The organism is Actinoplanes sp. NPDC051343, from assembly GCF_044455125.1.
GTDB lineage: Bacteria > Actinomycetota > Actinomycetes > Mycobacteriales > Micromonosporaceae > Actinoplanes.
Genome location: NZ_JBITEL010000023.1, coordinates 84412 through 107135, shown reverse-complemented (window position 1 = coordinate 107135; position 22724 = coordinate 84412). Strand labels below are relative to the sequence as shown.

The following is a 22724-nucleotide window of genomic DNA, read 5'->3' as shown; positions in this document are numbered from 1 at the left end:
ATGCAATACCGCACCCGTCTGATCGACGGCTACCTCACCGGAACAGGTCTATCTCCACCAACACCGACCAGACCCTGACCGCGAAAGATGTCTAGAGGTGTCCCGGACGGGCGAGCGGCCCGCGAGCACGTCGACCGCTTCAACCGGGCCGTGACCAGCGGTGACTGGTCGGCTCTGGTCGCGACCCTCCACCCGGATGCGGTCCTCGAGTTCGTCGGCCCGCCGGTCGGGCCGTTCGAGGGTCGGGCGGCGATCGCCGCCGCCTACGAGGCGAACCCGCCCGACGACACCATGCGCATCCGCGGTGTCCGCGCCCGCGGGGACACCGACCTGGTCGCCTTCGAGTGGTCGAGGGGCGGCACCGGCACGATGGAAATCGAGCGGGCGGAGGGGCTCATCACGCGCCTGCTCGTGCGGTTCGACTGATCGCCGTGCCCTTTCCGGACGAGAGCCTCGTCGCGACCGTCGTCGACTATCGGCCGGGGTGGCCGCACGAGTTCGCGGCGATCGCCGCGGAACTGCGCGGCCTGCTCGGCGGCAGAGCGGTTGCCATCGATCATGTCGGGTCGACTTCGGTGCCCGGGCTGGCGGCCAAGGACTGCATCGACGTTCAGGTGCAGGTGGCGGCTCTCGATGAGGGGACGCTGGTCGCGCTCTTCGAGGGCGGCGGCTTCCGCGTCCGCCCCGAACCGTGGAACCGGGTCGAGGTGACCGGCGGCCGGGAGTTTCGCAAACTGGTGTTCGCGCCGCGAAAGGGCAGCCGGGCGGTGAACGTCCACGTGCGCGTCGCGCAGGGCGCCAACGCGCGATTCGCCCTGCTGTTCCGCGATTATCTGCGGGCCGACGACGATGCCCGGCGGGCGTGGGGCGCGTTCAAACAGCGCCTCGCGGCCGGCGTGCCCGATCTGCTGGCCTATGGCCGGATCAAGGCGCCGGCCACCGAGATCCTGATGGCCGCGGCCGAACACTGGGCGGCCGGCGGAAACCAGGAAAGCGTCACGGTCAAACGTCGCGCCGCGGAGCGACCGGCGCGCTGAGCCCGGCCGAGAAGAGGCGCTGGTCGACCTCGTTGAGCGCGAGCCGCAACGCCCCCAGCGCCACACTGTCGGCGCCGAGCGTCGACGCACGGACGTCGGGCACGCGGAGGCACAGTTTCTGCAACTCGCGCCGGAGCGGGTCCAGCACGAGGTCGGCCGACCGCGAGAACCCGCCGCCGAAGACCACGACCTGCGGATCGAGGGCGAGTACCAGAGCCGCGGTGCCCACGGCCAGGTCTTTCACGTAACGGTTCACGGCCGTACGCGCGTCGCGGTTGCCGTCGCGGGCCGCGTTGAAGACCCAGGCCGCCGCGTCGTCGGGGGTGACCGTGGCCGGCACGCCGGGGCACTTCTGCAGGTGGGCGGGGGCGGCCAGCCAGCGTACGGCCTTGAGCGCACCGATCTCGCCGGCCGCACCACCGAAACCGCGGCGCAGCACGCCGTCGATGATCAGGCCGGCGCCGGTGCGCATGCCGCCGAGGACGAAGACGATGTCGTCGGCGTCGCTGGCCGTCCCCCGCCAGCGTTCGGCCAGCGCCGCCAGCTTGCAGTCGTTCTCGACCAGGATCGGGCAGGTGAACCGGTCGCTGAGGTGGGCCGCCAGGTCGACGGTGCGCCAGCCGGGCAGCGGGGTGAACAGCGTGGTGCGGCCGCTGGCGTCGACCGGGCCGGTGACGCCGATGGTGACGGCCCAGATCTCGGAGGCGCTCTTGCCGGATTCCTCCAGCGTGACCGCGACGATCTCGTCGAGGGCGGCGAGGCGCGCGGACGGGTCGGCGTCCGCGTCGACCGAGCGCCGCACGGTGTGGGTGACGTTGCCGTCGAGGTCGGCGAGGAGGGCCAGTATTTTGTGCGCGCCGACGTCGATGCCGATGACGTAGCCGGCGGTGGCCCGGAACCGGTAGCGCCGTGCGGGCCGGCCGACCGTGCTGCTCGCGCCCGGCTCGACCACCTCGGCCCAGCCGCCGGCGACCAGCCCCTGGGCGATGACGTCGACGCCGGGGCGCGAGAGCCCGGTCAGACCGGCGAGTTCGGTGACGGTGGTCGGCGGCTGATCGCGCAGCGCGCGGACCACCGTCAGCGAGTTGAGCTCGCGCAACCGTGACAGGTCGGCTCCCGTAGTGGCCTGATCCGTCACAGCACGACCCCCCACCGCCCGGCAATATCGCTATGGAGTTTACGAACTGTCCCCGGCGATGGGAAACCGGTACATCAGGTGGTGAAGGAGAGGCTGTCGATGCTGATCGCGCTGTTTCCGCCGTACCAGAAGCCCATGGACAGCTGGCCCGGTGCCGATCGGCTGATGCCGTTGGCCGTCAGGGGGATCTTGATGTCCTGGTAGGACGTGGTGATCGCGGGGTGGCCGCCGCCGTCGAGCACGAAGTCACCGAAGATCTTCGTCGTCCCGCCGAGGCTCAGGTGGAAGTGGCTCTGCTCCCCGCCGCTCGCGCCCCTGATCCGCATGACCAGGTACTTGTACGCGGACAGGTCGGTGTTGACGTCGCTACCGAACCACCCGCAGTTGTTGTACTGCAGGGCCAGCGCCCCGCCCGACTCGACGCCGTTGCCGCCGCCGTTGAGGAAGCAGTTCCCGCCGGTCCACTTCCCGAGGTCGTTCAGCGCGGCGCCCGGGTAGACCGGCGTCCCGTCGAAGTCGTCGAGGACCAGGCCCGGCGGCGTAGTGTTCCCGGCCGAGGTGGTGACGGTCAGCGCGGAGGAGGCAGCCGACGTGTTGCCCGCGGCGTCGTAGGCCTTCACCGAGTACGTGTACGCGGTCGACGGCGCGAGCCCGCTGTCGGTGTACGAGGTCGTCGACGTCGTGCCGACCTGCGTGCCGCCACGCAGCACCCGGTAGCCGGCCACCCCGACGTTGTCGGTCGACGCGTTCCAGCTGAGCGAGACGCTGTTCGAGGTCCTGCTCGGCGCGGTGAGCCCGGTCGGCGCGGACGGCACGGTCGTGTCGCCGCCCCCGCCGCCCGAGCCGACCGAGAACGCGCCCAGGCCGAGCCACCCGTCCGCGTTCTGGGTCGCGTTGCCGAAGCGCAGCTTCTTGGCCGCCGGGCTGAGCGCCTCGAGCGGGTTCTTCACCTTCATGACGAGCTGATACGAGCCACCGGCCACTCCGGCCAGGTCGACCGCGGACTGGTAGTACTGCGGGTAGCCGTAGTCCAGGTACGTCGGGTCGGCGCCGACGTTCCAGTCCGGGAACGCCCGGATCTTCAGGGGCATGACCTTGCGCAGGTCCCACGAGGTGTCCCAGGTCTTGACCACGTTGCCCGACGAGTCCTTGAGGCCGAGCGACACCGTCCACGGGTAGTAGAACGGCGCCACCCCGTTGTTCGCGACGGTTACGCCCACGGTCGTACTCCCGGTGGCGCTGTTCGGGAAGTACGCGTGGGTAGCCGTGAAGTCGTACCCCATCAGGCGGACCGCCGCGGCGACGTTCGGATCCGACGGCGAGTAGCTCTCGCTGGTCTGATTGATCTTCCAGGTGGTGTGCTCGAGCTCGATGCACGCCTTCATGTTGTCGACCTGGCCGGAGCCGCCGGGCCAGGACGTGAAGGCCGAGCTCTGGATCTCCGGGCGCACCTCGCCGCCCATCGAGTCGGTGGTCCACTTGTTCTCGACGCCCTGGTTGAGCGCGCGTTGCAGCTGGGCGTAGTCGGCGCCGCCGAGTGACTGCGGCAGCGTGACGCCGGCCAGTGGCGAGCCCTCGCGATAGCAGAACGAGTCGTCGTGATAGCCGATGTCGCGGGCGTTCGCCGCCCCGCCGGCCGAGTCCGGGTAGCGGATCTCCAGCTTGGTCTTGTTGAACGCCGTGTCGTACGCATTGATGATCTTCGCCGCGTCGGCGTCGGTCGGCATCAGGTTGGGATAGCCGTCCGCGGTGTCGGTGTCGAAGGGCCAGGTGTGCCATTCGCCCCAGAGCCCGACGATGCCGAGGTTGATGAACCCGATCCGCGGGTCACCGTCGTAGCGGGCGCCGAACGCGGCGATGAATCTGGTGACCGCGTCGAGCAGGTACGGGCTGTCGTAGTCGGGCGAGACGGTGCCCCAGTACGTGTTGTTGCGGTAGGTCACGTGCCCGTCGAAGCAGTGCGGGATCGCGTTGCCGGGATGGCTGCCGGTGCCGCCCGGATATTCCAGGTAGAAGCGGATCGCGGCCTGGTTGCCGTACGACGCGATCTCGTCGAGCGCGTTGTCGACGATCGACCAGTCGTAGGTGCCGCAGTTGGAGGCGCTGGTCATGACCTCGGAGAGGCCGAAGTAGCTCCAGGCCAGCGAGCGGGGATAGCCCGAGTTCTGGTTGTCGCCCGGGAAGTAGAAGCGCGCGAACCCCTTCAGCGGGTTGTCGAGCGGGCTCGGGGCGGCGGTCAACGGGTGGTCGGTGAGGGACGGGCCCGGCGCCGACGGTGGCGCCGGTCGCGGGGGTGGGCCGGCCGGTGCCGCGGCGGCGGCGTGCGGTGCCACCAGCACCGCGGCGACCAGTACGGCCGGGACGAGGGATCGAAGGAAGCGCATGGGGCCTCCGAGCTTTTTTGAGGAGATGTTGACAAAGTTTCCATGAGCTTCATCATTATTAGCGGCCGCAGGGCCTCTACCGCAAGACACCGATGTCGACGAACTTCGATTGATGAAAAGAGGTCGGATCGTGGCGATGTCCCACCCCGTCGCGGCGCCCGCCCCACCCCTGCCGAACCCGCCCGCCGCGCCGGCCGGACCCCGCCGCAGCCGCGACGACCGCGGCGTGGCCTGGCTGTTCCTGCTGCCGGTGCTGCTCGGCTTCGCGGTGTTCTACCTCTACCCGACGATCCGCGGCGCCTGGTACTCGCTCACCGACTACAGCCTGCTCAACATCCCGTCCTTCGTCGGCGGCCGGAACTACGCCGACCTCGTGCACGACACCCAGTTCTGGAACTCGATGAAGGTCACGGCGTACTACGTCGTGCTCAACATCGCCTCACAGACGCTGCTCGCGCTCGGCCTGGCCGCACTCATGCACCGGCTCACCCGCTCGGTCGTGCTGCGGGCGACCCTGCTGCTGCCCTGGCTGGTGCCGAACGTGACCGTCGGCCTGCTCTGGATGTGGCTGCTCGACGCCAACCTCGGCTTCGTCAACCACCTGCTGACCGCCGTCGGCCTGAGCAACCAGGGCTTCCTCACCTCGCCGGGCTGGGCCATCCCCTCGATCGCACTGATCAACAGCTGGGCCTACACCGGGTACACCGCGCTGCTGCTCTACGCGGGCATGCTGCAGGTCCCGGAGCACCTCTACGAGAGCGCGTCGCTCGACGGAGCGGGCGAACTGCGGATGTTCCGCCGGATCACGCTGCCGCTGCTGCGCCCGGTGCTCGCGCTCGTGCTGGTCGTCTCGCTGATCGGGTCGTTCCAGATCTTCGACACGGTCGCGGTCACCACCAAGGGCGACCCGGCCGGGGCCACCCGGGTCATCTACTTCTACATCTATCAGCAGGCCTTCACGTACTTCCACATGGGTTACGCCGCGTCGGCGGCGATGGTCCTCGTGGTGATCCTCGGCCTGCTGACCGCCGTGCAGATGCGGTTGCTGCGCGCCTCCCGATCCGATCTGAACTGAGAGGCGCTGATGCGACTCAACCTCGGCCGCATCGGCGCCTGGACCGCGCTGATCGTCTTCCTGATCCTCACGATCCTGCCGTTCTACTGGATGATCCGTACGGCGGTCACGCCCGCCGCCGACCTCTACACCGACAGCACCGGCGTGCTCCCGGCCCACCCCACGATGATCAATTTCTGGCGGGTGCTCGGGCTGGTCGACGCCGACGCCGCCCGCAAGGCCGGCGGCTCCGGCGCGCAGATCAACTTCCTGCGCTACACGATGAACTCCGGCATCTACGCGCTGAGCATCGCGGCCGTGCAGACCTTCTGCTGCGCGATGGCCGGGTACGCCTTCGCCCGGCTCCGCTTCCCCGGCCGCGACCTCGTCTTCGGCATCCTCGTCGCGGCCCTCATGGTCCCGCCGATTTTCACCCTGCTCCCCAACTTCACGCTGGTGAAGAACCTCGGCCTGATCGACACGTTCGCCGGCATGGTCGCGCCCAACCTGCTGATGACCCCGTTCGCGGTCTTCTTCCTGCGGCAGTTCTTCCTCTCGGTGCCCCGCGAGGTCGAAGAGGCGGCGGTGCTCGACGGCGCCGGCCGGTGGGGCATCTTCTGGCGGGTCGTCATGCCGATGAGCCGCGGACCGCTGCTCACGATCGCGCTCACCACCGCGGTGTGGGCGTGGAAGGACTTCCTGTGGCCGCTGCTCGTCGGCCGCGGGGAGCAGACCCGGGTGCTGACCGTGGCGCTCGGGGTGTTCCTCCAGCAATCCCCCAACACCCAGCCGGACTGGACCGGGCTGATGGCCGCATCGGTGCTGTCCGTCCTGCCCGTCGGCGCGCTGCTCCTGCTCGGAGGTAAACGGCTCGTCCAATCCCTGAACTTCACCGGCATCAAATAAACGAAGGGAATTCACCGTGCTTCCACCCCGTACGGTCGCATTTTTAGCCGCCGCGGCGCTCGCGCTTCCTCTCGCAGCCTGCTCCCACGGGTCCGCCGCCGGCGATGCCGGCGGCAAGGTGACCCTGAACTACTGGCTCTGGGACGACAAGCAGCAGCCGGCCTATCAGGAATGCGCCGACGCGTTCACCAGGGCCAACCCGGACGTCACCGTCAAGATCACACAGACCGCGTGGACCCAGTACTGGCAGAACCTCACCACGCAACTGGCCGGCGGCAGCGCGCCCGACGTCTGGACCGACCACGCGTCCTACTATCCGCAGTTCGTCTCCAGCAACCAGATCCTCGACATCCAGCCGTTCGTCGACAAGGACAAGGTCGACCTCACGCAATATCAAGCCGGGCTCGCCGACCTGTTCGTCAAGGACGGCAAACGATATGGCCTTCCGAAGGACTGGGACACGATGGCCCTGGTCTACAACAAGCAACTGGTCAAAGACACCAGTGGTCTGACCGGCCTGACGTGGAACCCGGCCGACGGCGGCACGTTCGAAAAGGCGATCGCCACGGCGACCGTCGACACCGGCGGCCACAACGGGCTCGACCCGGCCTTCGACAAGGCGCACGTCAAGACGTACGGCTTCCTGCCCGAGTGGGCCGACGGCGCCCAGGGCCAGAACGGCTGGGGTGACCTCGCGGTCAGCGACGGGTTCAGCTTCCTCGACAAGAACCCGTGGGGGACCCACTACAACTACGACGACCCCAGGCTGGCCGAGACCATCGCCTGGTTCAAGCACCTCATCGACGCCGGTTACGCGCCGCCGTTCGACAAGCAGTCCACGCTCAGCCGCGACGCGGTGATGGAGAGCGGCAAGGGCGCCTTCACGATCACCGGCTCGTGGACGATCGGCACCTACCTCGGCGACGGCACCAAACAGAAGTACGCCCTCGCGCCGCTGCCCACCGGCCCGGCCGGTCGCAAGACCGCGATCAACGGCCTGTCCGACGCCATCTACGCCGGCACCAAACACCCCGACCAGGCCTGGGCCTGGGTGAAGTTCCTCGGGTCGAGTGCCTGCCAGGACATCGTGGCCCAGCACGCGGTGGTCTTCCCGGCGATCAAGACCAGCACCGCCAAGGCGCTCGCCGCGCACCAGGCGGCCGGCCGCGACGTGCGGGTCTTCACCGACGAGGCGGCCGCGACCGGCGGCACCTTCTTCCTGCCGATCACCGACCACGGCAACGAGATCAGCCAGATCGTCCAGGACTCGATCCAGTCGGTCGTGCTCGGCCGATCAGCGCCGGCGCCGGCCCTGAAGAAGGCCAACGACCAGGTCAACGGTCTGCTCAAGTAACTGTTCCTCGGCCTGATAGGAGAACCATGGCTCAGCTCGTGCGGTTGGACGGCCGGACCTTCGCCCTGCAGCAGTCCGGCCCCAGCACACCGCGGCCCGTTGACGGCGGCGTCGTGCTGCCCGGCGGCCGCGTCGCGATCCTGCACGGGCTGGGCGACGCGTCCTTCTACCGGCACGGGCAGAACTCGTGGAGCCCCACCGGCTGGCGGCGGCTCAGCGAGCCACCGCTGCGCGTACCCAACCCGGAACGCCTGGTCACGGCCGACGACCCGGCCTTCGACGACCCGGCGAGACATCACGGATCGGCGGTCGCGGCCCTGCAGGGCCGCGACGGTCGTACGCTGCTGCTGGGCGCGCTCGGACTCGGCACCGCCCGGCTCGTGGCCGATCAGGACACCGTCGCCGGCTGGTACGGATCGGGCTGTTCCTCCGAGGACGGCTGGTTCCTGGCGTACGGGAAAGAAGCGGAAGTGTTCCGCGCCTACACCGACCAACTGGCCCTGCGGTTCGGCGGCGGCAATCGCCGCCGGGCCGGAAACGTCTGGTGCAGCTGGTACGCCTACTACGAAACCGTCACCGAGACGCAGCTGGCGAAGGACATCGCCGACCTTTCCGGACTGCCGTTCGACGTCGTGCAGATCGACGACGGCTGGGAGATGATGGTCGGCGACTGGACGCCGAACCCGAAATTCCCCAGCGGGATGCGCGCGCTGGCCACCCGCATCAGCGACGCCGGATTCAGGCCCGGCCTGTGGCTGGCGCCGTTCATCGCGCTGCCCGGCTCATCGCTCGCCACCTCGCACCCGTCCATGCTCATGCGGAACTCCGCGGGCTCGCCGGTGATCGCCGGCTACAACTGGGGCGGCCCCTACTACGCGCTCGACATGTCGTCGCCGGACTGCCGCTCGCACGTCGCCGCGCTCATCTCGACAATCGTGCACGATTGGGGCTTCCGCTACCTCAAGCTCGACTTCATCAACGCGGCCGCGCTCGGCTCCGAGACGACCTACCGCTCGGCCCTCGAACTGGTGCGGTCGGTGGCCGGCGACGACGTCTATCTGCTCGGATCGGGCGCGCTGCTGCTGCCGTCACTGGGCCTGCTCGACGGCATCCGCAGCGGGCCCGACGTGGCGCCGATGTGGGACAACTACGCCACCACCGACCCGTCGGACGCCACCGCGCGCAACGCCGTCGTCAACAGCGTGCACCGGCTGTGGCAGTCACCGCTCATCGACATCGACCCCGACGTCGTCTACTTCCGCAGCAAACTCAACCTGCTCACACCCCAGCAGATGCAGTGGCTGCGCGACCTCGCCGTACTGTGCGACTTCCGGGCCGTCTCCGACCCACCGTCCTGGCTCAGCCAGGCCGAACTGGCCGCCCTGCGCGAATTCCTCACGGAACGGCCCGCCGTCGTACAGCTCGACCGCTACCGCTTCACCATCGACGGCCGCCCCGTCGACTTCACACCGGCCGTCGCCACCGACGGCCAGCTCTACCCGATCTCATGACCACCCTGGCGGCCGTCCGCCACCAGCGGATCCTCGACCTGGTGGCCACCCAGGAGTACGCGACCGTCACCGAGATACGCACCGCGACCGGCGCGTCGATGGCCACAACACACCGCGACCTGGCCCTGCTGTCCTCGACCGGATTCCTCGTCCGCGTGCACGGAGGCGCAGCCCGCCGCCCGGCCCGGCCCGCACCCACCCTGATCGCCGGGTGGCTGAGCCAGGCCTGCGACGCCCTCGACCGCGACGACCTCGCCGCGGTCGAGTCAGCACTGCAGGAGGCGCTGTCGGTCCTCTACCGGTGCAGCTTCGTACGCCAGTCGTCGGGCACCGCACCGGACGGCCCGGGCACACCCTGCTCGGCCGGATGACTGTCGGGCGCCATCAGAGCCGGACCCTCGCCGGCCTGCTCGCTCGAGTAGTCCCAGAACCAGTCCTCGCCCGGTTCGAACGACTGAATAATGGGATGGCCGGTCGCCTTCCAGTGAGCCGTGGCGTGCTGCGACGGTGAGCTGTCGCAGCAGCCGATGTGGCCGCACTGGGCACAGCGCCGCAGGTGGAACCACCAGCCGCTCCCGTCGAGGCATTCCACGCAGCCGGGGCCGGAGGGCGGGATGTCAGGCTGGATTGCTTCTTCGGTCGTCACGTTCCCGAACCTACCCGGTCCGGTTGCGCTTTGCGGGTTCGACTTCCCTGCCCTTCACCGGGAGTTGATCAAGGCTTCCAGGGCTCTGCGGGTGGAGAGATAGGTGTTCGAGCGAGTGCCGGGGCGGGTGGCACGGTCGGCGAGAGTCACGGCCAGGCCGCGGACCTCCGGGAGGGCGGCACGGATCTCCCTGATGTTGGTGGCGGTGAAGTCGAGACCCACCAGAGCCGCTGCAGGACTATTCACCGAAGCCGACTTCCGCGATTCCCCGGAGTGCGGAAGCCTCAAGCAGCCTCGGTAACGTCCGCGAACGTCCCGCCGAGAGCGGCGACCGCCTCGGACGCGGAGACCTGAAGGGCGACCCCGCGCTCACCGGCGCCCAGGCTGATGGTGCGCCCTTCGGTCCGGACATCGGCGATGACCGGCCACGGGGTCGAAGAGCCGAACGGCGTGATCGTCCCCCGCTCGTAGCCGGTCGCTTCGAGGGCCGTCGCCGCGTCCGGCATGGCGAGGCGGTTCACGCCGAGGAGGGCCCGGAGTTTCGGCCACGAGATTACCCGGTCGCCGGGTACCAGGACGAACAGGTAGTCGCCTTCGCCTCGGCGTACGACGAGGGTCTTCACCAGGTCGGCCGCGGGGATGCCCTGGGCCGCCGCGGCCTCGAGGAGGCTGTTGGCCGGGCCGTGGTGGACGAGTTTGTAGGCTAATCCGAGAGCGGCTGCGGCTGATTCGGCGGGTCCCGGCATGAGGCAGACTTTATCTCTGACGGATCACTATCAAGGAAGAAGGCGTCATGGCTGACAAGCCCGTTCTCCAGCCCGGACCGGATCACCCGATCACGGTCACGCCCAGCTCCAGCCGGGTGGTGGTGACGGTGGCCGGGAAGGTGATCGTGGACACCCGGAACGCGCTCACGCTGCAGGAGGCGACCTATCCGCCGGTGCAGTACGTGCCGTTGAACGACGTCGACGAGTCGGTTCTGCAGCGCACCGCGACCGAAAGCTACTGCCCCTACAAGGGTGAGGCAAGCTACTACTCGATCACGGTGGATGACAGCACGGCCGTCGACGCCGTCTGGGAGTACCGGAACCCGTACCCGTCGGTGGCCGCCATCAAGGGGCATGTCGCCTTCTACCCGGACCGCGTCGAGTCGATCGATGTGGAGGCCGACGGGGATCGTTCCTGAATGGGGCGGTCCGGCGCCGGCTGGTCGGCGCGCAGCCGCAGGCGTACGTCGTGGATCGCGGCCCGCGCCGGGCCGGCCGGCGCCCGGGCGGCCGGCAACCGGGCGGCCGGCAACCGGCCGCCCGTACCCGATCGGGTGACGCCCTCAGACGCCGAGGGTCAACGCGACCTTCGGGCCACCCTGGACGGAACTGGGTACGACGCCGAAGGCTCCCCCCTCGTACGCGTAAGCCGGGGAAGCCTGCAGCGGGAGCCGACCGCTGAGAAGGAGTCCGGTGGCCTTCGTCGCCTGGGCGACGCTGGGGTAGATCTCGTAGTGGATCAGGCCGTTGCCGGGGAAGACGCTGCTGAAGACGACCCGGCCGTCGTGGTCGGTGGTCTGGATGCCGCGCAGGAAGTTTTCGCCGGTCAGGCCGGGCGAGTAGAGCGAGTAGGCGCCGTCGCGGTCGGCGTGCCACAGGTAGACGGCGAGGCCGGCCGCCGGTAGGCCGGTGGCGGCGCCGGCGAGGCGCAGGTCGATGGTGAGCGGGACGCCGCGCGCGACGCCCTTGGCGGTGCCGAAGCTGCGGCGGATGTCGCTGCGGACCAGGGCGGCGGCCTCGCAGGAGAGGGAGCCGGCGAGGACCGCTACGGTCGTCCCACCGGAGAGGCCGAGCATCCGCCGGCGGCGCAGCAGCGGTACGTCGTGGCTCAGTCCGCGCTCGTCCATTCGTTTTCCCCCGTCCGCGGGTCGTCCGACCCGTCTTTCTGCCCTTCGGCCGGGAGGGTGCCTTCGCTGCGGCCGGCACCCAAGCTGCTCCGGGCTATCAACACACTCGCCCCCGCGGTGACCGCGGCCAGCACGACGAACGGCAGCGCGCGCCCACGGGTGTAGAGCACGGTGAAGAACGTCGGGGCGATGATCTGGGCGACGGCGAAGCCGTACTGCATGACGGCCAGGTAGCGGCCGCGCAGGTGGTCGGGGGCGGCCGCGGAGGCGAGGGCGTTCGCGACCGGTGCCATGATCAGCTCGCCGGCGGCGAAGAAGGCCATCGAGAGCGGCAGGTAGGCGATCAGGAGCGCGCCCGGGATGCGCACGGCGAGGGCCATGGCGAGCGCCCAGACGACCATGAACGCGCCGGCCAGGGCGAGCGCGCGGGTGCGGGGCAGGCGGCGGACCAGGCGGACGGCCAGGGTCTGGCCGGTGGCGAGCAGGACCGTGTTGAAGGTGAGCAGCGGGCCGGCGAGCCATTGCGGGGCCGGCAGGCCCTCGACGACGTAGACCGGGACGGCCGTGCCGACCATGACGGCGACCAGGTTGAAGATGCCGTTGACCGCGATGAAGCCCAGGTAGGGGCGGTCGCGGAGAAGATCACGGTAGCTTCCGGCGACTTTGTCGGTTTTGACCCGCGGCGCGCGCGGCACGAAGTACAGCGCCGCCGCCGACACCAGGTAGGACGCCGCGTTGATCACAACCACGAGACGGTAGGCGTGCGGGCCGCCGGACAGGGCCAGGCCGGCGATCAGGGACCCGGCGCCGAGACCGGCCGACTGCACCATGCTGAACAGGGCGAACGTGCGGTCCTGGGCGCCGCGGCCGGGTGGCGCCACCTCGGTGACCAGGGTGAAGACGGAACACCAGAACATCCGCTGGCCGACGGTCACGATCAAGGACGGAACCAGGACCGAGACCGGTCCGTGCGCTTGGACGTACGCCGCGAAGCCGACACCCTGAAGCACCTGGGCCGTGATCACGATGCCCCGCGGCCCGTACCGGTCGACCAGGTGACCGACCACCACCGGCACCGGCAGCGACGCGATCGTCGCCACGCTGATCAGCAGCCCGATGGTGGGCAGCGACAGGTCGGTGACCGCTTGGAAGTAGAGCAGCGAGATCGGCGCGAAGAGGCCGGTGCCGGCCATGTCGATGCCGAGCGCCGCCAGCAGAGCCGCGCGCCCCCGTCGGACAGACATTTTGGCGATCCTGCCGCGCCCGCCGGAGCGACCGCAACCGAGTTATCCGCGCAATTCGGCGTGCAGCGCCGTGACCTCGGCCGGGTCGGCCCGATAGGGCAGGTAGAACGAGATCCGGTCGATCAGGCCGGCGAACCGCTCGGTCAACCGCGCCGCCACGGTCGCCGCGTCACCCGACACCGCGAACGCGTCGAGCACGTCGTCGTCGATCGCCGCCGCCATCTCGTCCCACGCCTGCCGGCGCGACATCGTGTTGAGCCGGTCGGCCAGGTCGCCCCAGCCGTGCATCTCGAGGACCGGCCGGTACGACGGGGTCGAGGCGTAGAACGCGATCTGCCCGCGGACCGCCCGGTCGGCCGACCGCCGGGACTCCTCGTCGGCGCCGAGCACAACCAGTGCCGACAGCCCGAGCGTGAAGCCGTCGAGACTCCCCCCGCGGGCCTCGGTCAACCCCGGGATGGTCTTGTCGCGCAGGTACGGCGTACTGGTGAGGGGATGGACCAGAAGTCCGTCCGCGACCCGCCCGGCCACCGCGGTCATCCGTTCGCCGACCGCGGCGAGCAGGATCGGCGGGTTGCCGTGCGGGTTGGGGCCCGGGTTGAAGAAGTCGTTCATGAGCGTGTGCTGGTAGAACTCGCCCCGATAGACCAGGCGCTCGCCGGTCGCCCAGGCGTGCCAGATCGCCCTGACCGCGCCGACGAAGTCTTCCATGCGGGCCGCCGGCCGACCCCACGGCATCGAGAACCGGCGCTCGATGTGCGGCTTCACCTGGGAACCGAGCCCGAGCTGGAACCGCCCGCCGGAGATCAGCTGGACGTCGTTGGCGTCGATCGCGACGGTCATCGGGTTGCGGGCGAAGGCGACCGCGATCGACGACTTCAGCTCGATGCGGCTGGTCGCGCGGGCCGCCAGAGCCAGCGACGAGAAGACGTTGTGGCGGGTCTCGGCCGCCCCGAAGCCGTCGTAGCCGAGCTTCTCGGCTTCGACGGCGAGGCTTTCGACCTCGAGGGGGGACGCGCTGATCGGGGCGGCGGAGTCGACGAGCATGACCACAGTCATAGCACCTCGACCTCTACTTGAGGGTTAGCGCCGTGCTCTGCTCAACCTCTCGTAGACCTTGAGCCACGAGCGCGGCCGTAGGCAGCCTGAGCAGGCCTTTCTCGGTGCGGAACGGCTCGGTGACGGCGTCGAACGAGGCCCGGATGCGGGCCTGACCGGCCGGGGTCTGGCGGCGGAGCACGACGCCTGTCGCGTTCAGCCCGGCCGCCGCGCCGCCCCACCAGGCGTCCGGGGTCGTCTCGTGGATCCACTCGATCCGCTCGCAGGTGACCGCCGTCAGGTCCTTGCCGAGCAGGCCGGTGACGCCCTCGACGGTCCGCGGGAAGTTCTTCGCCGGGTCGACGCCGATCAGGCCGGACACCTCGACCCCGGCGTGCCGGTAGACCATCGTCCAGAGCGCCTGGGCGGTCGGCGCCGGGTGCGGCCAGACGGTGACCGCGACCCGGCCGCCCGGCCTCGCGACTCGCGTCAGGGCGGCCACGGCCGCCGCCGGGTCGCCCACGTGGTTCAGCACGAAGTTGGCGACCACCGCATCGAAGGCGGCGTCCGGGAACGGCAGGCCGGGCAGGATCGCCGGGCGGACGTCGGCCCCCGGCAGCCGGGCCGCGGTCGCCGCGACCATCGACGGCTCGGCGTCGACCGCGGTCACCCGGGCGCCGCGCTGGAAGGCCAAGGCCGCCACGGTCCCGGTGCCGGTGCCCACGTCGAGCACCGAGGTGCCGGCACCGACGCCTGCGGCGTCGAGCAGGGCCACGGCCGCGCCGGCGCAGAGGGGGCCAAAGGTCTTCGCGTACGCGTCGGCGCCATCCACCCAGCGGATGCGCTCGCTCTCGTCATAGGTCATCGGCACGCCGACGAGTATGCCGTTACCGCCCGGACCTTAACGTCCGCTAAGGTGAGTTCGGCCCCTCGACCAGGAGGCACCACTGCCGCCGGCTCCACCCTCGCCGGATTCCCTGTTCGAGCCTGTTCCTCAGGAGTGCCATGTCTGCCGCCCGCCGCCTGGCCGGTGTCGCCAGCTCGCCCGTCCGCGACCTGCTCGCCCTGATCGACCGCCCCGAGGTGATCTCGTTCGCCGGTGGCCTGCCCGCGCCCGAGCTGTTCGATCTCGACGGCCTGCGAGCCGCCTTCGACCGGGTGCTGTCCGCGCCGGACGCCCGCCGCCATCTGCAGTACGCCCCGACCGAAGGCAACCCCGACCTACGAGCCCAGGTGGCCGCCCGGATGACGGCGCGCGGCCTGCCGACGAGCGCCGGTGACCTGCTCGTCACCACCGGCTCGCAGCAGGGGCTGACCCTCATCACGACCGCGCTGCTCGACCCGGGAGCCGTGGTGGCGGTCGAGGAACCGACCTACCTGGCCGCCCTGCAGTCCTTCCAGCTGGCGGGCGCCCGCCTGGTGACCCTGCCCGGAGCCGACCTCGCGGGCTGGGAGCGGGTGCTCGCGTCGGAACGCCCGACACTGATCTACCTGGTGCCCAACTTCGCCAACCCGACCGGCCGCACGATGCCGGCGGCCTTCCGGGCCGCGGTGGTCGAGCTCGCCGAGCGGTACGGCGCCTGGGTGGTCGAGGACGACCCGTACGGCGAGTTGCGCTACCGCGGCTCGCCCGTCCCTCCGCTGGCGGCACAGCCTTCCGCCGAGGAACGGGTGCTGCACCTCGGCAGCTTCTCGAAGATCGCGGCCCCCGGGCTGCGGCTGGGCTGGGTGCGGACGCCGCCCTCGCTGCGAGCGGCACTCACCGTGGCCAAGCAGGCGGCCGACCTGCACACCTCGACGATCGACCAGGCGGCGGCCGCGGCCTGGCTGGCCGCGACCGACCTGGACGCGCACATCGGCCGGCTTCGCGACGCGTACCGGGAACGGCGGGACGCGATGATGTCCGCGATGCCGGCGACCGCGCCGGAGGGCAGCGTCTGGTCCGACCCGGAGGGCGGGATGTTCACCTGGGTGCGGCTGCCGGGTGCGGTCGACAGCGCAACGCTGCTCCCCCGGGCGCTGGCGAAGGACGTGGCCTTCGTGCCGGGCGCGCCGTTCTTCGCCGGACCTTCAGATCCGCCGACGCTGCGGCTGTCGTTCACCACGCACACCCCGTCCGAGATCACCGAAGGGATGCGGCGGCTGTCCGGAGTGCTTTCGGAGGTCCTGTCCGCTTAGGGCGTACCGCCGTTGACGGTGACCACGCCCTTGCCGTCCGGCTTGAGGCGGAACGTCCAGCGGCGGGAGACGTCACCGTCGCAGCGGTACTGCACGGCGCTCCCGTCCCGCTCGACGGTCAGGCAGCGGCCGGTCGACGCGTTGATCACGTAGATGCCGGTGCCCGGCGCGTCCTTCAGCCGCCAGGTGGCGCTCAGCCCGTCGCCGCAGGTGCCGGTCACAAGGTCGAACCCGACGGCCGGCACCAGACACCGGCCGCTGCCGGCGTTCTCGACCTTGAACCGGCCGTCGAGCGAGACCGGCACGAGCTTCCACCGGTACGCGTCGTCGAGCACGCAGCGCCGCTGATACGCCGGGCCGCCACCGGCCGGGGCGGCCAGGCACTGGAAGCTGGCGACGTTGACCGCGAAGAGACCGGGCAGCAGGCCGGAGACGTCCGGCACCGGAAACGGCCAGCCCCGGCCCGCACCGGCCGCAGCCGGCCTTGCGGGAGCAGCCGGCCTTCCAAGCGCAGCCGACGTCCCCGCCGCAGCCGACGCTCCGGGCGCGGCCGACGCTCCGGGCACGGCCGACGCTCCGGGCACGGCCGACGCTCCGGGCACGGCCGACGCTCCGGGCACGGCCGACGTCCCCGCCGCAGCCGGCCTTCCGGCCGCAGCCGAAGTCCTGACCGCGGCCGACGTTTTGGGCCCGGCAAGCGATCCCGGCCCGGCAAGCGATCCCGGCCCGGCCGGCGCGGTCGACCCGGCACCTGCTCCCGGCTCGGCGAGCGAGGCCGGCTCCGCCGGACCGGCGGGGGCCGCTGGGCCGGAGCCGGCCGGGGCTGCTGCGCCGTCGGCGGAGGCGGCGGTGGACGGGGTCATGGTCAGGGCGCTCGCGGCGAGCACGGCGAGGCCGGCGCGGCGAAGGTTCATGGTTATCGGCTTCCCGGCGAGCGTCGTCACTCGCCTCAGATCCGGACAAATCGGGCGGCGCACCGAGAGTACCGCCCGATTGTCGGGAGACCCGCCGAAACGCCGGTCGTCAGCCTCCGGTGTACGCCGCGTAGGACGTGTCGGCGTGTTGCCTGGCCTCGGCGGGGTCGCCGCCCGCTGCGATCTCGGCCTCGGCCCAGCCGTCGGCGCTCCCCCGCAGCATCGCCCGGCCCTCGTCGGAGGCGAGCCAGGATGCCACGTCGGCGTTGTCGGGCACCGCGGCCGGGTCGCTCAGGTGCTTGGCCAGGCCCCAGAAGCCGGAATCCCAGCCGAGCCCGGTCGCGCCCGGCCCGAACTGCGCCCACATGTCGTCGTCGACGTGCGCGATGTGCTCGAGCTCGAAGCGGGTGCGGCCGGGGCCCTCGGGCGTCAGCCGCACCTCGATCCAGCTCACCATCTCGCCGAACTCCCACGTCGCGGCGTAGCCGCGGGGCGGGTCGCAGGCCGTGACCGTGCCGCCCGCGTTGCCCGTCAGCTGGTAGTGGCCGCCCAGCTTGAGTTCGCCCTGGACCGGCAGGAACCACCGGGCGATGCGCGCCGGGTTGGTCACCACGTCCCACATGTCGTCGAGCCCGGTGTCGTAGACCTGGCTGATCGTCTGCACCCGTGCCTCGCCGGCCTCAAGCGTGCGCGTGCCCAACGTGCGGCGCACGCTGGTGATGTGCTGCCGGGCATCGGTCATCGGTCGTTCTCCTCTTCGGCAAGTCGTCGCTGACGTCGGCCGCGGGCCACCTCGGTGGCCATCGCGGCGAGGTGCGGCGTCCAGAAGCGCCGGAACTGGTCGAGCCAGGCGTCGGCCTCACGCAGCGCGGTGTCGTCGACCGCGTAGAGCCGGCGCGCGCCGTCCGGCCGGACGGTGGCGAAGCCGTTGTCGCGCAGCACCCGCAGGTGCTGGGAGACGGCCGGCTGGGTGATTCCGAACTCGGCCCGGATGACCTCGGTGACCGCGCCCGAGGTCTGCTCGCCGTCGGCCAGCAGCTCCAGGATGCGGCGCCTCACCGGGTCGCCGAGCACGTCGAACGCATGCACGCCGACAAGCTATCAGTTCTCTCTTATATAAGCCAGGACTACCGGATGACCGCGTTGCGGATCGCCTCGGTCATCGTCGAAGCCGCCACGGCACGCAACAGGTCGAGGTTGAGGTCGTCGGTAACCTCGCCGGTCGCCAGCGCGACCACCGCGTCCCCGTCGAACCGGGAGTGCGCCGGGTTCAGTGCCCGCGCGAAGCCGGTGTGCCCGCTCTGAGCGAGCAGGAAGCAGTCGGTCTTGGTCAGCCTGGCGTCGGTCAGCAGCACCGCGACCGTCGTGTTGGCCATCTCGAACGGGTTGGCGGCCTCCGGCTCCTCCTCATCGGACGAACCGACGAAGATCGGCCGCCCGTCGGCGCCGATCACGTCGCCCCAGGCGTTGACCACCGCGACCGCGGCGAGGGAGGCCGGCCCCACCGAGGTGACCGCGAGCCCGACACCACCCGGGTCGAGCCGCCCGCGCCACTTGCCGGTCGAGGCCCCGGCGCCCGCGCCGACGGCCCCGGTCGTGAACTCCTCGCCGCTCAGCGCGGCCACGACCGCGCGACGGCCGCTCACCGCGTCCGGCGGGGCGCCCGACACCGAGCCGTCGAAGATCGACATGCCGACGACGATTGGCACCGGGCCGAGCGGGGTCGGGAAGCCAACCGCGAGCTCGCGCAGCAGGCCGACCGCGCCGTCCCCGGCGGCGAGGCCGAAGGCGGAGCCGCCCGAGAGCACGACGGCGTCGACCCGATCGACCGTGCGGGACGGGTCGAGCAGGGCGAACTCGCGGGTGGCCGGCGCGCCACCGCGTACCTCTCCGGCGCCGACCGTTCCGGGCGGCGGGACGATGACCGTGACCCCGGTCCCCGTGCCGGTCCAATGACCGGCCCAGGCCGAAAGCAGCTGAGGTTCACTCACCCCGACATCTAATACCGGAAAGTCGCCACGAGCTGGTCAGCTCGCCCGGCCGGCTGCCGTGCCGAGCGCTCGCAGGGCAAGCACACCGGCCACAACGGCGACAACGACCCCGACCGCCACCAGTATCGCCATTTTGGTCCGCACGCCCATGTCGGTCAGCAGGTTGCGGCCGCTGGTCGCATTCACAAGAGATCACCATACGATTCGAGGTGGGAGCCGGAGACCTGAGTCGAGGAGCGCCGATGAATGTCGTGACAATGTCCGCTGCCGGAGTCACGGTGCTGATCGATGCGACCGGGCCGGGGCTGCCGGTCGTCGTGTACTGGGGGCCCGAGCTGCCCGGGATCGACGACGAGCAGGCTGCGGCGATGGTGCGCGCGGCCCAGCCGGTGGCCGGCACCAACAACGTCGACATGCCGCCGCGGGTGGCCGTGCTGCCCGAGCACCACACGGGGTGGACCGGGCGGCCGGGACTCAGCGGAGCGTTCGAGGACGGCTCGGGGTGGTCGCCGTTCTTCACGCTCACCGACTTCCGGGCCGGGGACAACCGGGTGGAGGCGGAGGCGGTCGACGACTCCGGGCGACTGGCACTGAGCCTCGAACTGGAGTTGCTGCCGACCGGAATCCTCCGGGCGCGGGCCACGTTGGGCAATCGCGGCGCCTCGGCGTACGGAATCAATGATTTTGTTCTGTCCTTTCCGTTGCCGGCCGAGGCGAGCGAAATCCTGGACTTCGGCGGGCGGCACAATCTGGAAAGGGTGCCGCAGCGCGGGCAGTTGCGGACCGGCGCTCACGTGCGGGAGAACCGGAAGGGCCGCACCGGGGCCGACAGCGCCTATGTGCTGCACGTCGGGGAACCGGGATTCGGTTTCGCGAACGGCCGGACCTGGGCCGTGCACACCGCGTGGAGCGGAAATCACCTCCACTACGCCGAAAGGGTGTCCACCGGGGAGCAGCGCATCGGCGGCGGCGAATTGCTGCTGCCGGGCGAGATCCGGCTCGCGCCGGGCGAGAGCTACCGCACGCCGTGGATCTTCGGCAGTTTCGGGAACGGGCTCGACGAGGTCGCGCGGCGGTTCCATCGGCACCTGCGGAGCCGGCCGAATCCGGTCGGCACCGCGCGCCCGGTGACGCTCAACGTCTGGGAGGCCGTCTATTTCGACCACGATCTGGCGCGTCTGCTCGATCTGGCCGAGCGGGCTGCGGCGGCCGGGGTGGAACGTTATGTGCTGGACGACGGCTGGTTCTCCTCGCGGCGCGACGACACGTCCGGGCTCGGCGACTGGGTGGTGTCGCCCGAGGTGTGGCCGCAGGGACTGCACCCGCTGATCGACCGGGTGAAGCAGCGCGGAATGCAGTTCGGGCTGTGGTTCGAGCCGGAAATGGTGAATCCCGATTCCGATCTGGCCCGCGCCCATCCGGAGTGGATCATGGCGGCGCGGTCGTCGTGGCCCGTTGAATCACGTCACCAGCAGGTGCTCAACATCGGCATTCCGGCCGCCTATGAACACGTCAAAGCGCAGATCTTCGCGGTTCTGGAAGAATACGACATCGACTACATCAAATGGGATCACAATCGCGATCTGATCGAGGCGGGCACCCAGCCGGCAGGCTCGCCCGGCGTCCACGAACAGACACTTGCCTTCTACCGCCTGCTCGACGAGATCCGGGCCTTCCGCCCCCGGCTGGAGATCGAGTCGTGCTCGTCCGGCGGCGCCCGGGTCGACCTCGCCGTGCTGGAACGCACCGACCGGGTATGGGTTTCCGACAACATCGACCCGCACGACCGGCAGCACATGCTGCGCTGGACGACTCAGCTGGTCCCGCCGGAATACCTGGGCTCGCACATCGCCTCGGACCACTCACACACCACCGGGCGCCGGCACGACCTGGCCTTCCGCGGCGCGACCGCGATCTTCGGCCATCTGGGCATCGAATGGGATCTGACCCGCGCGAGCGACGAACAGCTGGCCGAACTCGCCGAATGGGTCACGCTGTTCAAGACCGAGCGCGGCCTCCTGCTCGGCGGCGACGTGGTGCGAATGGACGGTTACGGCCCCGACGTGATGGTCCACGGCGTGGTGGCACCCGACCGTTCACGCGCCATTTTCGCGATGGCGACGCTCGACAGCCCGTACCCCGATCCGCCGGCCCTTCTCCGGTTCCGCGGACTGGACCCGGAGCGGCGCTATCGGGTGCGTCCGCTCTTCGGCGGCGCCGGTCCGCGACCGGCCTGGTGGAGCGACGACGACCTGATCCTCAGCGGTGCGGCACTCGCCCATTTCGGCGTGGCCTGCCCCCGGGTCCACCCGGATCAGGTCGTCCTCTACATGATTACTGCTGCCGAAGGGGCTTGAGCGCGGGCGCGACCTTCTGCAGTTCGTCGAGCATTGCCTTGGCGGCGGTGGTCATCACGTCGTTCGCGTGGATCTGGCCGTCGTCGCCGAGGAAATTGCGCACGAACGGGATGTTCACCGACTCGGACACCATGAAAAGCTTCAGCGCGTACGCCACGTCGTGCAGCGACATCGCCGATCGGGTGCCCGCCGCCACCCCGCCGTAGCTGACCACGCTGGCCGGCTTGTAATTCCACTCGTGGTGCAGGTAGTCGAGAGCGTTCTTCAGCGCCGCCCCGATCGCGTAATTGTATTCGGGGATGACGAAGACAATGGCGTCGGCCGCTGCGACCTTCTCACTCCACCGCTTGGTGTGGTCGTGCAGATAATTGCGCAGCCGGGGGTGGTGCGGCTCGTCCAGGAACGGCAGATTTTCCTCGGCCAGATCGGCCACGGTCACCTGAAAACCGCCGTGCTCCTTGGCTGCCTCGACGAACCACTGCGACACGGGCAGACCGATCCGCCCGGGCCGGGTGCTCGCCACGACGACCAACAGGTTGAGCTCACTCACGGGTACTCCTTGCGGGGGCAATATTTGCTGGGCGAAGCAATCTTACCGGGTCGGTCCCGGTTGGCGGTGCACGGCCTCCGGGCGTACGCGATCCGCCCGTGCCCCGCCGCCAGCCGGTGCACGGCCGGTCGAACCGGACCAGCCTGGCCGCCCGCTTCGGCGGCAGGCCGACCTGGTCGTGGAACCGCGCCCACAGCCGCTTGCGGCTCCACCCGACCTCGTCCGCCACCTCCTCGACCCGCACCCGGCCGCCGCTGCGGCAGATCTGCCGCCAGGCCCGGCCCACCTCGAGGTCGAGCGCCTTCCGTCGCTGGTTGAGCCACTTGTCTCCGAGCCAGGCGTCGGCCAGCCCGAACCGCGCCTCCCAGCCCGGTTGCTCGCTCAGCCGCTCGCCGAGCACGGCCAGCTCCCGGTCCCAGAGGTCGTCGGCCGACACCAGCTCCCGCAGCCCGAACCCGAGGATCGCCTTCGCCACCAGCGGGGAGAGCCGCAGCTGCAGGCACTGCATGCCGACGGCCCACCGCATGC

Annotated in this window: 26 protein-coding genes; 10 read left to right on the top strand and 16 right to left on the bottom strand. The window is 70.4% G+C overall.

Translation table 11 applies throughout. The features are described from left to right. Nucleotides 1-87 precede the first annotated feature (87 nt). Complete coding sequence (locus ACIA5C_RS45710; RefSeq protein WP_396067043.1) at nucleotides 88-426, top strand: nuclear transport factor 2 family protein; 339 nt, start codon at nucleotides 88-90, stop codon at nucleotides 424-426. 5 nt (nucleotides 427-431) lie between these two features. Then, entirely contained in the window at nucleotides 432-1037 is a 606-nt protein-coding gene (locus ACIA5C_RS45705) for a GrpB family protein (RefSeq protein ID WP_396067041.1), read from the top strand. Here ACIA5C_RS45705 and ACIA5C_RS45700 read toward each other — a convergent pair. Together ACIA5C_RS45700 and ACIA5C_RS45695 are read right to left on the bottom strand one after the other, a co-directional pair. Beyond that, a complete protein-coding gene (locus tag ACIA5C_RS45700; RefSeq protein WP_396067039.1) occupies nucleotides 1003-2175 on the bottom strand; it encodes an ROK family protein in 1173 nt (390 codons plus the stop codon). The two genes, ACIA5C_RS45705 and ACIA5C_RS45700, sit on opposite strands and share 35 nt — an antisense overlap. A 74-nt stretch (nucleotides 2176-2249) precedes the next feature. Beyond that, complete coding sequence (locus ACIA5C_RS45695) at nucleotides 2250-4559, bottom strand: fibronectin type III domain-containing protein (RefSeq protein WP_396067037.1); 2310 nt, start codon at nucleotides 4557-4559, stop codon at nucleotides 2250-2252. A 136-nt stretch (nucleotides 4560-4695) separates the two neighbouring features. Here ACIA5C_RS45695 and ACIA5C_RS45690 point away from each other — a divergent pair, with 136 nt between their 5' ends. From ACIA5C_RS45690 to ACIA5C_RS45670, 5 genes are read left to right on the top strand one after another with little or no spacing between them, the layout of a single operon-like run. Continuing rightward, a complete protein-coding gene (locus ACIA5C_RS45690) occupies nucleotides 4696-5634 on the top strand; it encodes a carbohydrate ABC transporter permease (protein WP_396067034.1) in 939 nt (312 codons plus the stop codon). A gap of 9 nt (nucleotides 5635-5643) precedes the next feature. Beyond that, nucleotides 5644-6519, top strand: coding sequence for a carbohydrate ABC transporter permease (locus tag ACIA5C_RS45685; RefSeq protein ID WP_396067032.1), 876 nt, complete (start codon nucleotides 5644-5646; stop codon nucleotides 6517-6519). A gap of 16 nt (nucleotides 6520-6535) precedes the next feature. Further along, nucleotides 6536-7873, top strand: a complete 1338-nt coding sequence (locus tag ACIA5C_RS45680) for an ABC transporter substrate-binding protein (RefSeq protein ID WP_396067030.1) — start codon at nucleotides 6536-6538, stop codon at nucleotides 7871-7873. A gap of 26 nt (nucleotides 7874-7899) precedes the next feature. Continuing rightward, complete coding sequence (locus ACIA5C_RS45675) at nucleotides 7900-9384, top strand: glycoside hydrolase family 36 protein (protein ID WP_396067028.1); 1485 nt, start codon at nucleotides 7900-7902, stop codon at nucleotides 9382-9384. After that, on the top strand, nucleotides 9381-9755 hold the full coding sequence (locus ACIA5C_RS45670) for a DeoR family transcriptional regulator (protein WP_396067026.1): 375 nt from the start codon (nucleotides 9381-9383) through the stop codon (nucleotides 9753-9755). The genes ACIA5C_RS45675 and ACIA5C_RS45670 overlap by 4 nt, the downstream gene beginning before the upstream one ends. Here the strand turns inward: ACIA5C_RS45670 and ACIA5C_RS45665 are convergent. Genes ACIA5C_RS45665 through ACIA5C_RS45655 form a run of 3 tightly spaced genes read right to left on the bottom strand, consistent with a single transcriptional unit; the run spans nucleotide 9680 to nucleotide 10776 of the window. After that, the gene (locus ACIA5C_RS45665) at nucleotides 9680-10030 is read right to left on the bottom strand and encodes a UBP-type zinc finger domain-containing protein (RefSeq protein ID WP_396067024.1); all 351 of its coding nucleotides are present in this window, start codon (nucleotides 10028-10030) and stop codon (nucleotides 9680-9682) included. The two genes, ACIA5C_RS45670 and ACIA5C_RS45665, sit on opposite strands and share 76 nt — an antisense overlap. 54 nt (nucleotides 10031-10084) lie before the next feature. Beyond that, entirely contained in the window at nucleotides 10085-10276 is a 192-nt protein-coding gene (locus ACIA5C_RS45660; protein WP_396067021.1) for a hypothetical protein, read from the bottom strand. 38 nt (nucleotides 10277-10314) lie between these two features. Further along, nucleotides 10315-10776 (bottom strand): aminoacyl-tRNA deacylase, encoded by a 462-nt coding sequence (locus tag ACIA5C_RS45655; protein ID WP_396067019.1) that lies wholly within the window; start codon nucleotides 10774-10776, stop codon nucleotides 10315-10317. A gap of 47 nt (nucleotides 10777-10823) precedes the next feature. Here ACIA5C_RS45655 and ACIA5C_RS45650 point away from each other — a divergent pair, with 47 nt between their 5' ends. Next, nucleotides 10824-11216: a DUF427 domain-containing protein gene (locus ACIA5C_RS45650; RefSeq protein WP_396067017.1), complete on the top strand. Its 393-nt coding sequence runs from the start codon at nucleotides 10824-10826 to the stop codon at nucleotides 11214-11216. Between the two features lie 144 nt (nucleotides 11217-11360). Here ACIA5C_RS45650 and ACIA5C_RS45645 read toward each other — a convergent pair whose 3' ends face one another. Genes ACIA5C_RS45645 through ACIA5C_RS45630 form a run of 4 tightly spaced genes read right to left on the bottom strand, consistent with a single transcriptional unit; the run spans nucleotide 11361 to nucleotide 15071 of the window. After that, the gene (locus ACIA5C_RS45645; protein WP_396067015.1) at nucleotides 11361-11924 is read right to left on the bottom strand and encodes a hypothetical protein; all 564 of its coding nucleotides are present in this window, start codon (nucleotides 11922-11924) and stop codon (nucleotides 11361-11363) included. Continuing rightward, complete coding sequence (locus ACIA5C_RS45640) at nucleotides 11906-13168, bottom strand: MFS transporter (protein WP_396067012.1); 1263 nt, start codon at nucleotides 13166-13168, stop codon at nucleotides 11906-11908. The genes ACIA5C_RS45645 and ACIA5C_RS45640 overlap by 19 nt, the downstream gene beginning before the upstream one ends. Nucleotides 13169-13210: 42 nt before the next feature. Beyond that, nucleotides 13211-14227 (bottom strand): TIGR03617 family F420-dependent LLM class oxidoreductase, encoded by a 1017-nt coding sequence (locus ACIA5C_RS45635; RefSeq protein WP_396067010.1) that lies wholly within the window; start codon nucleotides 14225-14227, stop codon nucleotides 13211-13213. Between the two features lie 13 nt (nucleotides 14228-14240). Beyond that, complete coding sequence (locus ACIA5C_RS45630; protein WP_396067045.1) at nucleotides 14241-15071, bottom strand: class I SAM-dependent methyltransferase; 831 nt, start codon at nucleotides 15069-15071, stop codon at nucleotides 14241-14243. Nucleotides 15072-15211: 140 nt separating this feature from the next. Between ACIA5C_RS45630 and ACIA5C_RS45625 the strand changes: the two genes are divergently transcribed. Then, nucleotides 15212-16384: a PLP-dependent aminotransferase family protein gene (locus ACIA5C_RS45625; RefSeq protein WP_396067008.1), complete on the top strand. Its 1173-nt coding sequence runs from the start codon at nucleotides 15212-15214 to the stop codon at nucleotides 16382-16384. Here ACIA5C_RS45625 and ACIA5C_RS45620 read toward each other — a convergent pair. From ACIA5C_RS45620 to ACIA5C_RS45600, 5 genes are all read right to left on the bottom strand, one after another. Further along, on the bottom strand, nucleotides 16381-17298 hold the full coding sequence (locus tag ACIA5C_RS45620; protein WP_396067005.1) for an RICIN domain-containing protein: 918 nt from the start codon (nucleotides 17296-17298) through the stop codon (nucleotides 16381-16383). The two genes, ACIA5C_RS45625 and ACIA5C_RS45620, sit on opposite strands and share 4 nt — an antisense overlap. Before the next feature lie 109 nt (nucleotides 17299-17407). After that, entirely contained in the window at nucleotides 17408-18040 is a 633-nt protein-coding gene (locus ACIA5C_RS45615; protein WP_396067003.1) for an SRPBCC family protein, read from the bottom strand. Further along, nucleotides 18037-18387: an ArsR/SmtB family transcription factor gene (locus ACIA5C_RS45610; protein ID WP_396067000.1), complete on the bottom strand. Its 351-nt coding sequence runs from the start codon at nucleotides 18385-18387 to the stop codon at nucleotides 18037-18039. The genes ACIA5C_RS45615 and ACIA5C_RS45610 overlap by 4 nt, the downstream gene beginning before the upstream one ends. A 38-nt stretch (nucleotides 18388-18425) precedes the next feature. Further along, nucleotides 18426-19289, bottom strand: a complete 864-nt coding sequence (locus ACIA5C_RS45605) for a P1 family peptidase (protein WP_396066998.1) — start codon at nucleotides 19287-19289, stop codon at nucleotides 18426-18428. A gap of 36 nt (nucleotides 19290-19325) precedes the next feature. Continuing rightward, entirely contained in the window at nucleotides 19326-19475 is a 150-nt protein-coding gene (locus ACIA5C_RS45600) for a hypothetical protein (protein ID WP_396066996.1), read from the bottom strand. Nucleotides 19476-19531: 56 nt separating this feature from the next. Between ACIA5C_RS45600 and ACIA5C_RS45595 the strand changes: the two genes are divergently transcribed. Further along, nucleotides 19532-21646 carry an alpha-galactosidase gene (locus ACIA5C_RS45595; RefSeq protein ID WP_396066994.1) on the top strand — a complete coding sequence of 705 codons (2115 nt, stop codon included), beginning with the start codon at nucleotides 19532-19534 and terminating at the stop codon, nucleotides 21644-21646. Here the strand turns inward: ACIA5C_RS45595 and ACIA5C_RS45590 are convergent. Both ACIA5C_RS45590 and ACIA5C_RS45585 read right to left on the bottom strand, forming a co-directional pair. Continuing rightward, the gene (locus ACIA5C_RS45590; protein WP_396066992.1) at nucleotides 21624-22196 is read right to left on the bottom strand and encodes an NADPH-dependent FMN reductase; all 573 of its coding nucleotides are present in this window, start codon (nucleotides 22194-22196) and stop codon (nucleotides 21624-21626) included. The genes ACIA5C_RS45595 and ACIA5C_RS45590 overlap by 23 nt on opposite strands. Then, on the bottom strand, nucleotides 22189-22722 hold the full coding sequence (locus ACIA5C_RS45585) for an AraC family transcriptional regulator (protein WP_396066990.1): 534 nt from the start codon (nucleotides 22720-22722) through the stop codon (nucleotides 22189-22191). The genes ACIA5C_RS45590 and ACIA5C_RS45585 overlap by 8 nt, the downstream gene beginning before the upstream one ends. Nucleotides 22723-22724 lie beyond the last annotated feature (2 nt).

What these genes read in the sequence shown, in the direction of transcription:
- ACIA5C_RS45630 (WP_396067045.1), bottom strand. Translation starts at nt 15,071, where the DNA reads ATGACCTATGACGAGAGCGAGCGCATCCGCTGGGTGGATGGCGCCGAC.
- ACIA5C_RS45595 (WP_396066994.1), top strand. Translation starts at nt 19,532, where the DNA reads ATGAATGTCGTGACAATGTCCGCTGCCGGAGTCACGGTGCTGATCGAT.
- ACIA5C_RS45675 (WP_396067028.1), top strand. Translation starts at nt 7,900, where the DNA reads ATGGCTCAGCTCGTGCGGTTGGACGGCCGGACCTTCGCCCTGCAGCAG.
- ACIA5C_RS45620 (WP_396067005.1), bottom strand. Translation starts at nt 17,298, where the DNA reads ATGAACCTTCGCCGCGCCGGCCTCGCCGTGCTCGCCGCGAGCGCCCTG.
- ACIA5C_RS45585 (WP_396066990.1), bottom strand. Translation starts at nt 22,722, where the DNA reads ATGCGGTGGGCCGTCGGCATGCAGTGCCTGCAGCTGCGGCTCTCCCCG.
- ACIA5C_RS45685 (WP_396067032.1), top strand. Translation starts at nt 5,644, where the DNA reads ATGCGACTCAACCTCGGCCGCATCGGCGCCTGGACCGCGCTGATCGTC.
- ACIA5C_RS45650 (WP_396067017.1), top strand. Translation starts at nt 10,824, where the DNA reads ATGGCTGACAAGCCCGTTCTCCAGCCCGGACCGGATCACCCGATCACG.
- ACIA5C_RS45625 (WP_396067008.1), top strand. Translation starts at nt 15,212, where the DNA reads ATGTCTGCCGCCCGCCGCCTGGCCGGTGTCGCCAGCTCGCCCGTCCGC.
- ACIA5C_RS45695 (WP_396067037.1), bottom strand. Translation starts at nt 4,559, where the DNA reads ATGCGCTTCCTTCGATCCCTCGTCCCGGCCGTACTGGTCGCCGCGGTG.
- ACIA5C_RS45655 (WP_396067019.1), bottom strand. Translation starts at nt 10,776, where the DNA reads ATGCCGGGACCCGCCGAATCAGCCGCAGCCGCTCTCGGATTAGCCTAC.
- ACIA5C_RS45635 (WP_396067010.1), bottom strand. Translation starts at nt 14,227, where the DNA reads ATGACTGTGGTCATGCTCGTCGACTCCGCCGCCCCGATCAGCGCGTCC.
- ACIA5C_RS45615 (WP_396067003.1), bottom strand. Translation starts at nt 18,040, where the DNA reads ATGACCGATGCCCGGCAGCACATCACCAGCGTGCGCCGCACGTTGGGC.
- ACIA5C_RS45640 (WP_396067012.1), bottom strand. Translation starts at nt 13,168, where the DNA reads ATGTCTGTCCGACGGGGGCGCGCGGCTCTGCTGGCGGCGCTCGGCATC.
- ACIA5C_RS45670 (WP_396067026.1), top strand. Translation starts at nt 9,381, where the DNA reads ATGACCACCCTGGCGGCCGTCCGCCACCAGCGGATCCTCGACCTGGTG.
- ACIA5C_RS45690 (WP_396067034.1), top strand. Translation starts at nt 4,696, where the DNA reads ATGTCCCACCCCGTCGCGGCGCCCGCCCCACCCCTGCCGAACCCGCCC.
- ACIA5C_RS45645 (WP_396067015.1), bottom strand. Translation starts at nt 11,924, where the DNA reads ATGGACGAGCGCGGACTGAGCCACGACGTACCGCTGCTGCGCCGCCGG.
- ACIA5C_RS45710 (WP_396067043.1), top strand. Translation starts at nt 88, where the DNA reads ATGTCTAGAGGTGTCCCGGACGGGCGAGCGGCCCGCGAGCACGTCGAC.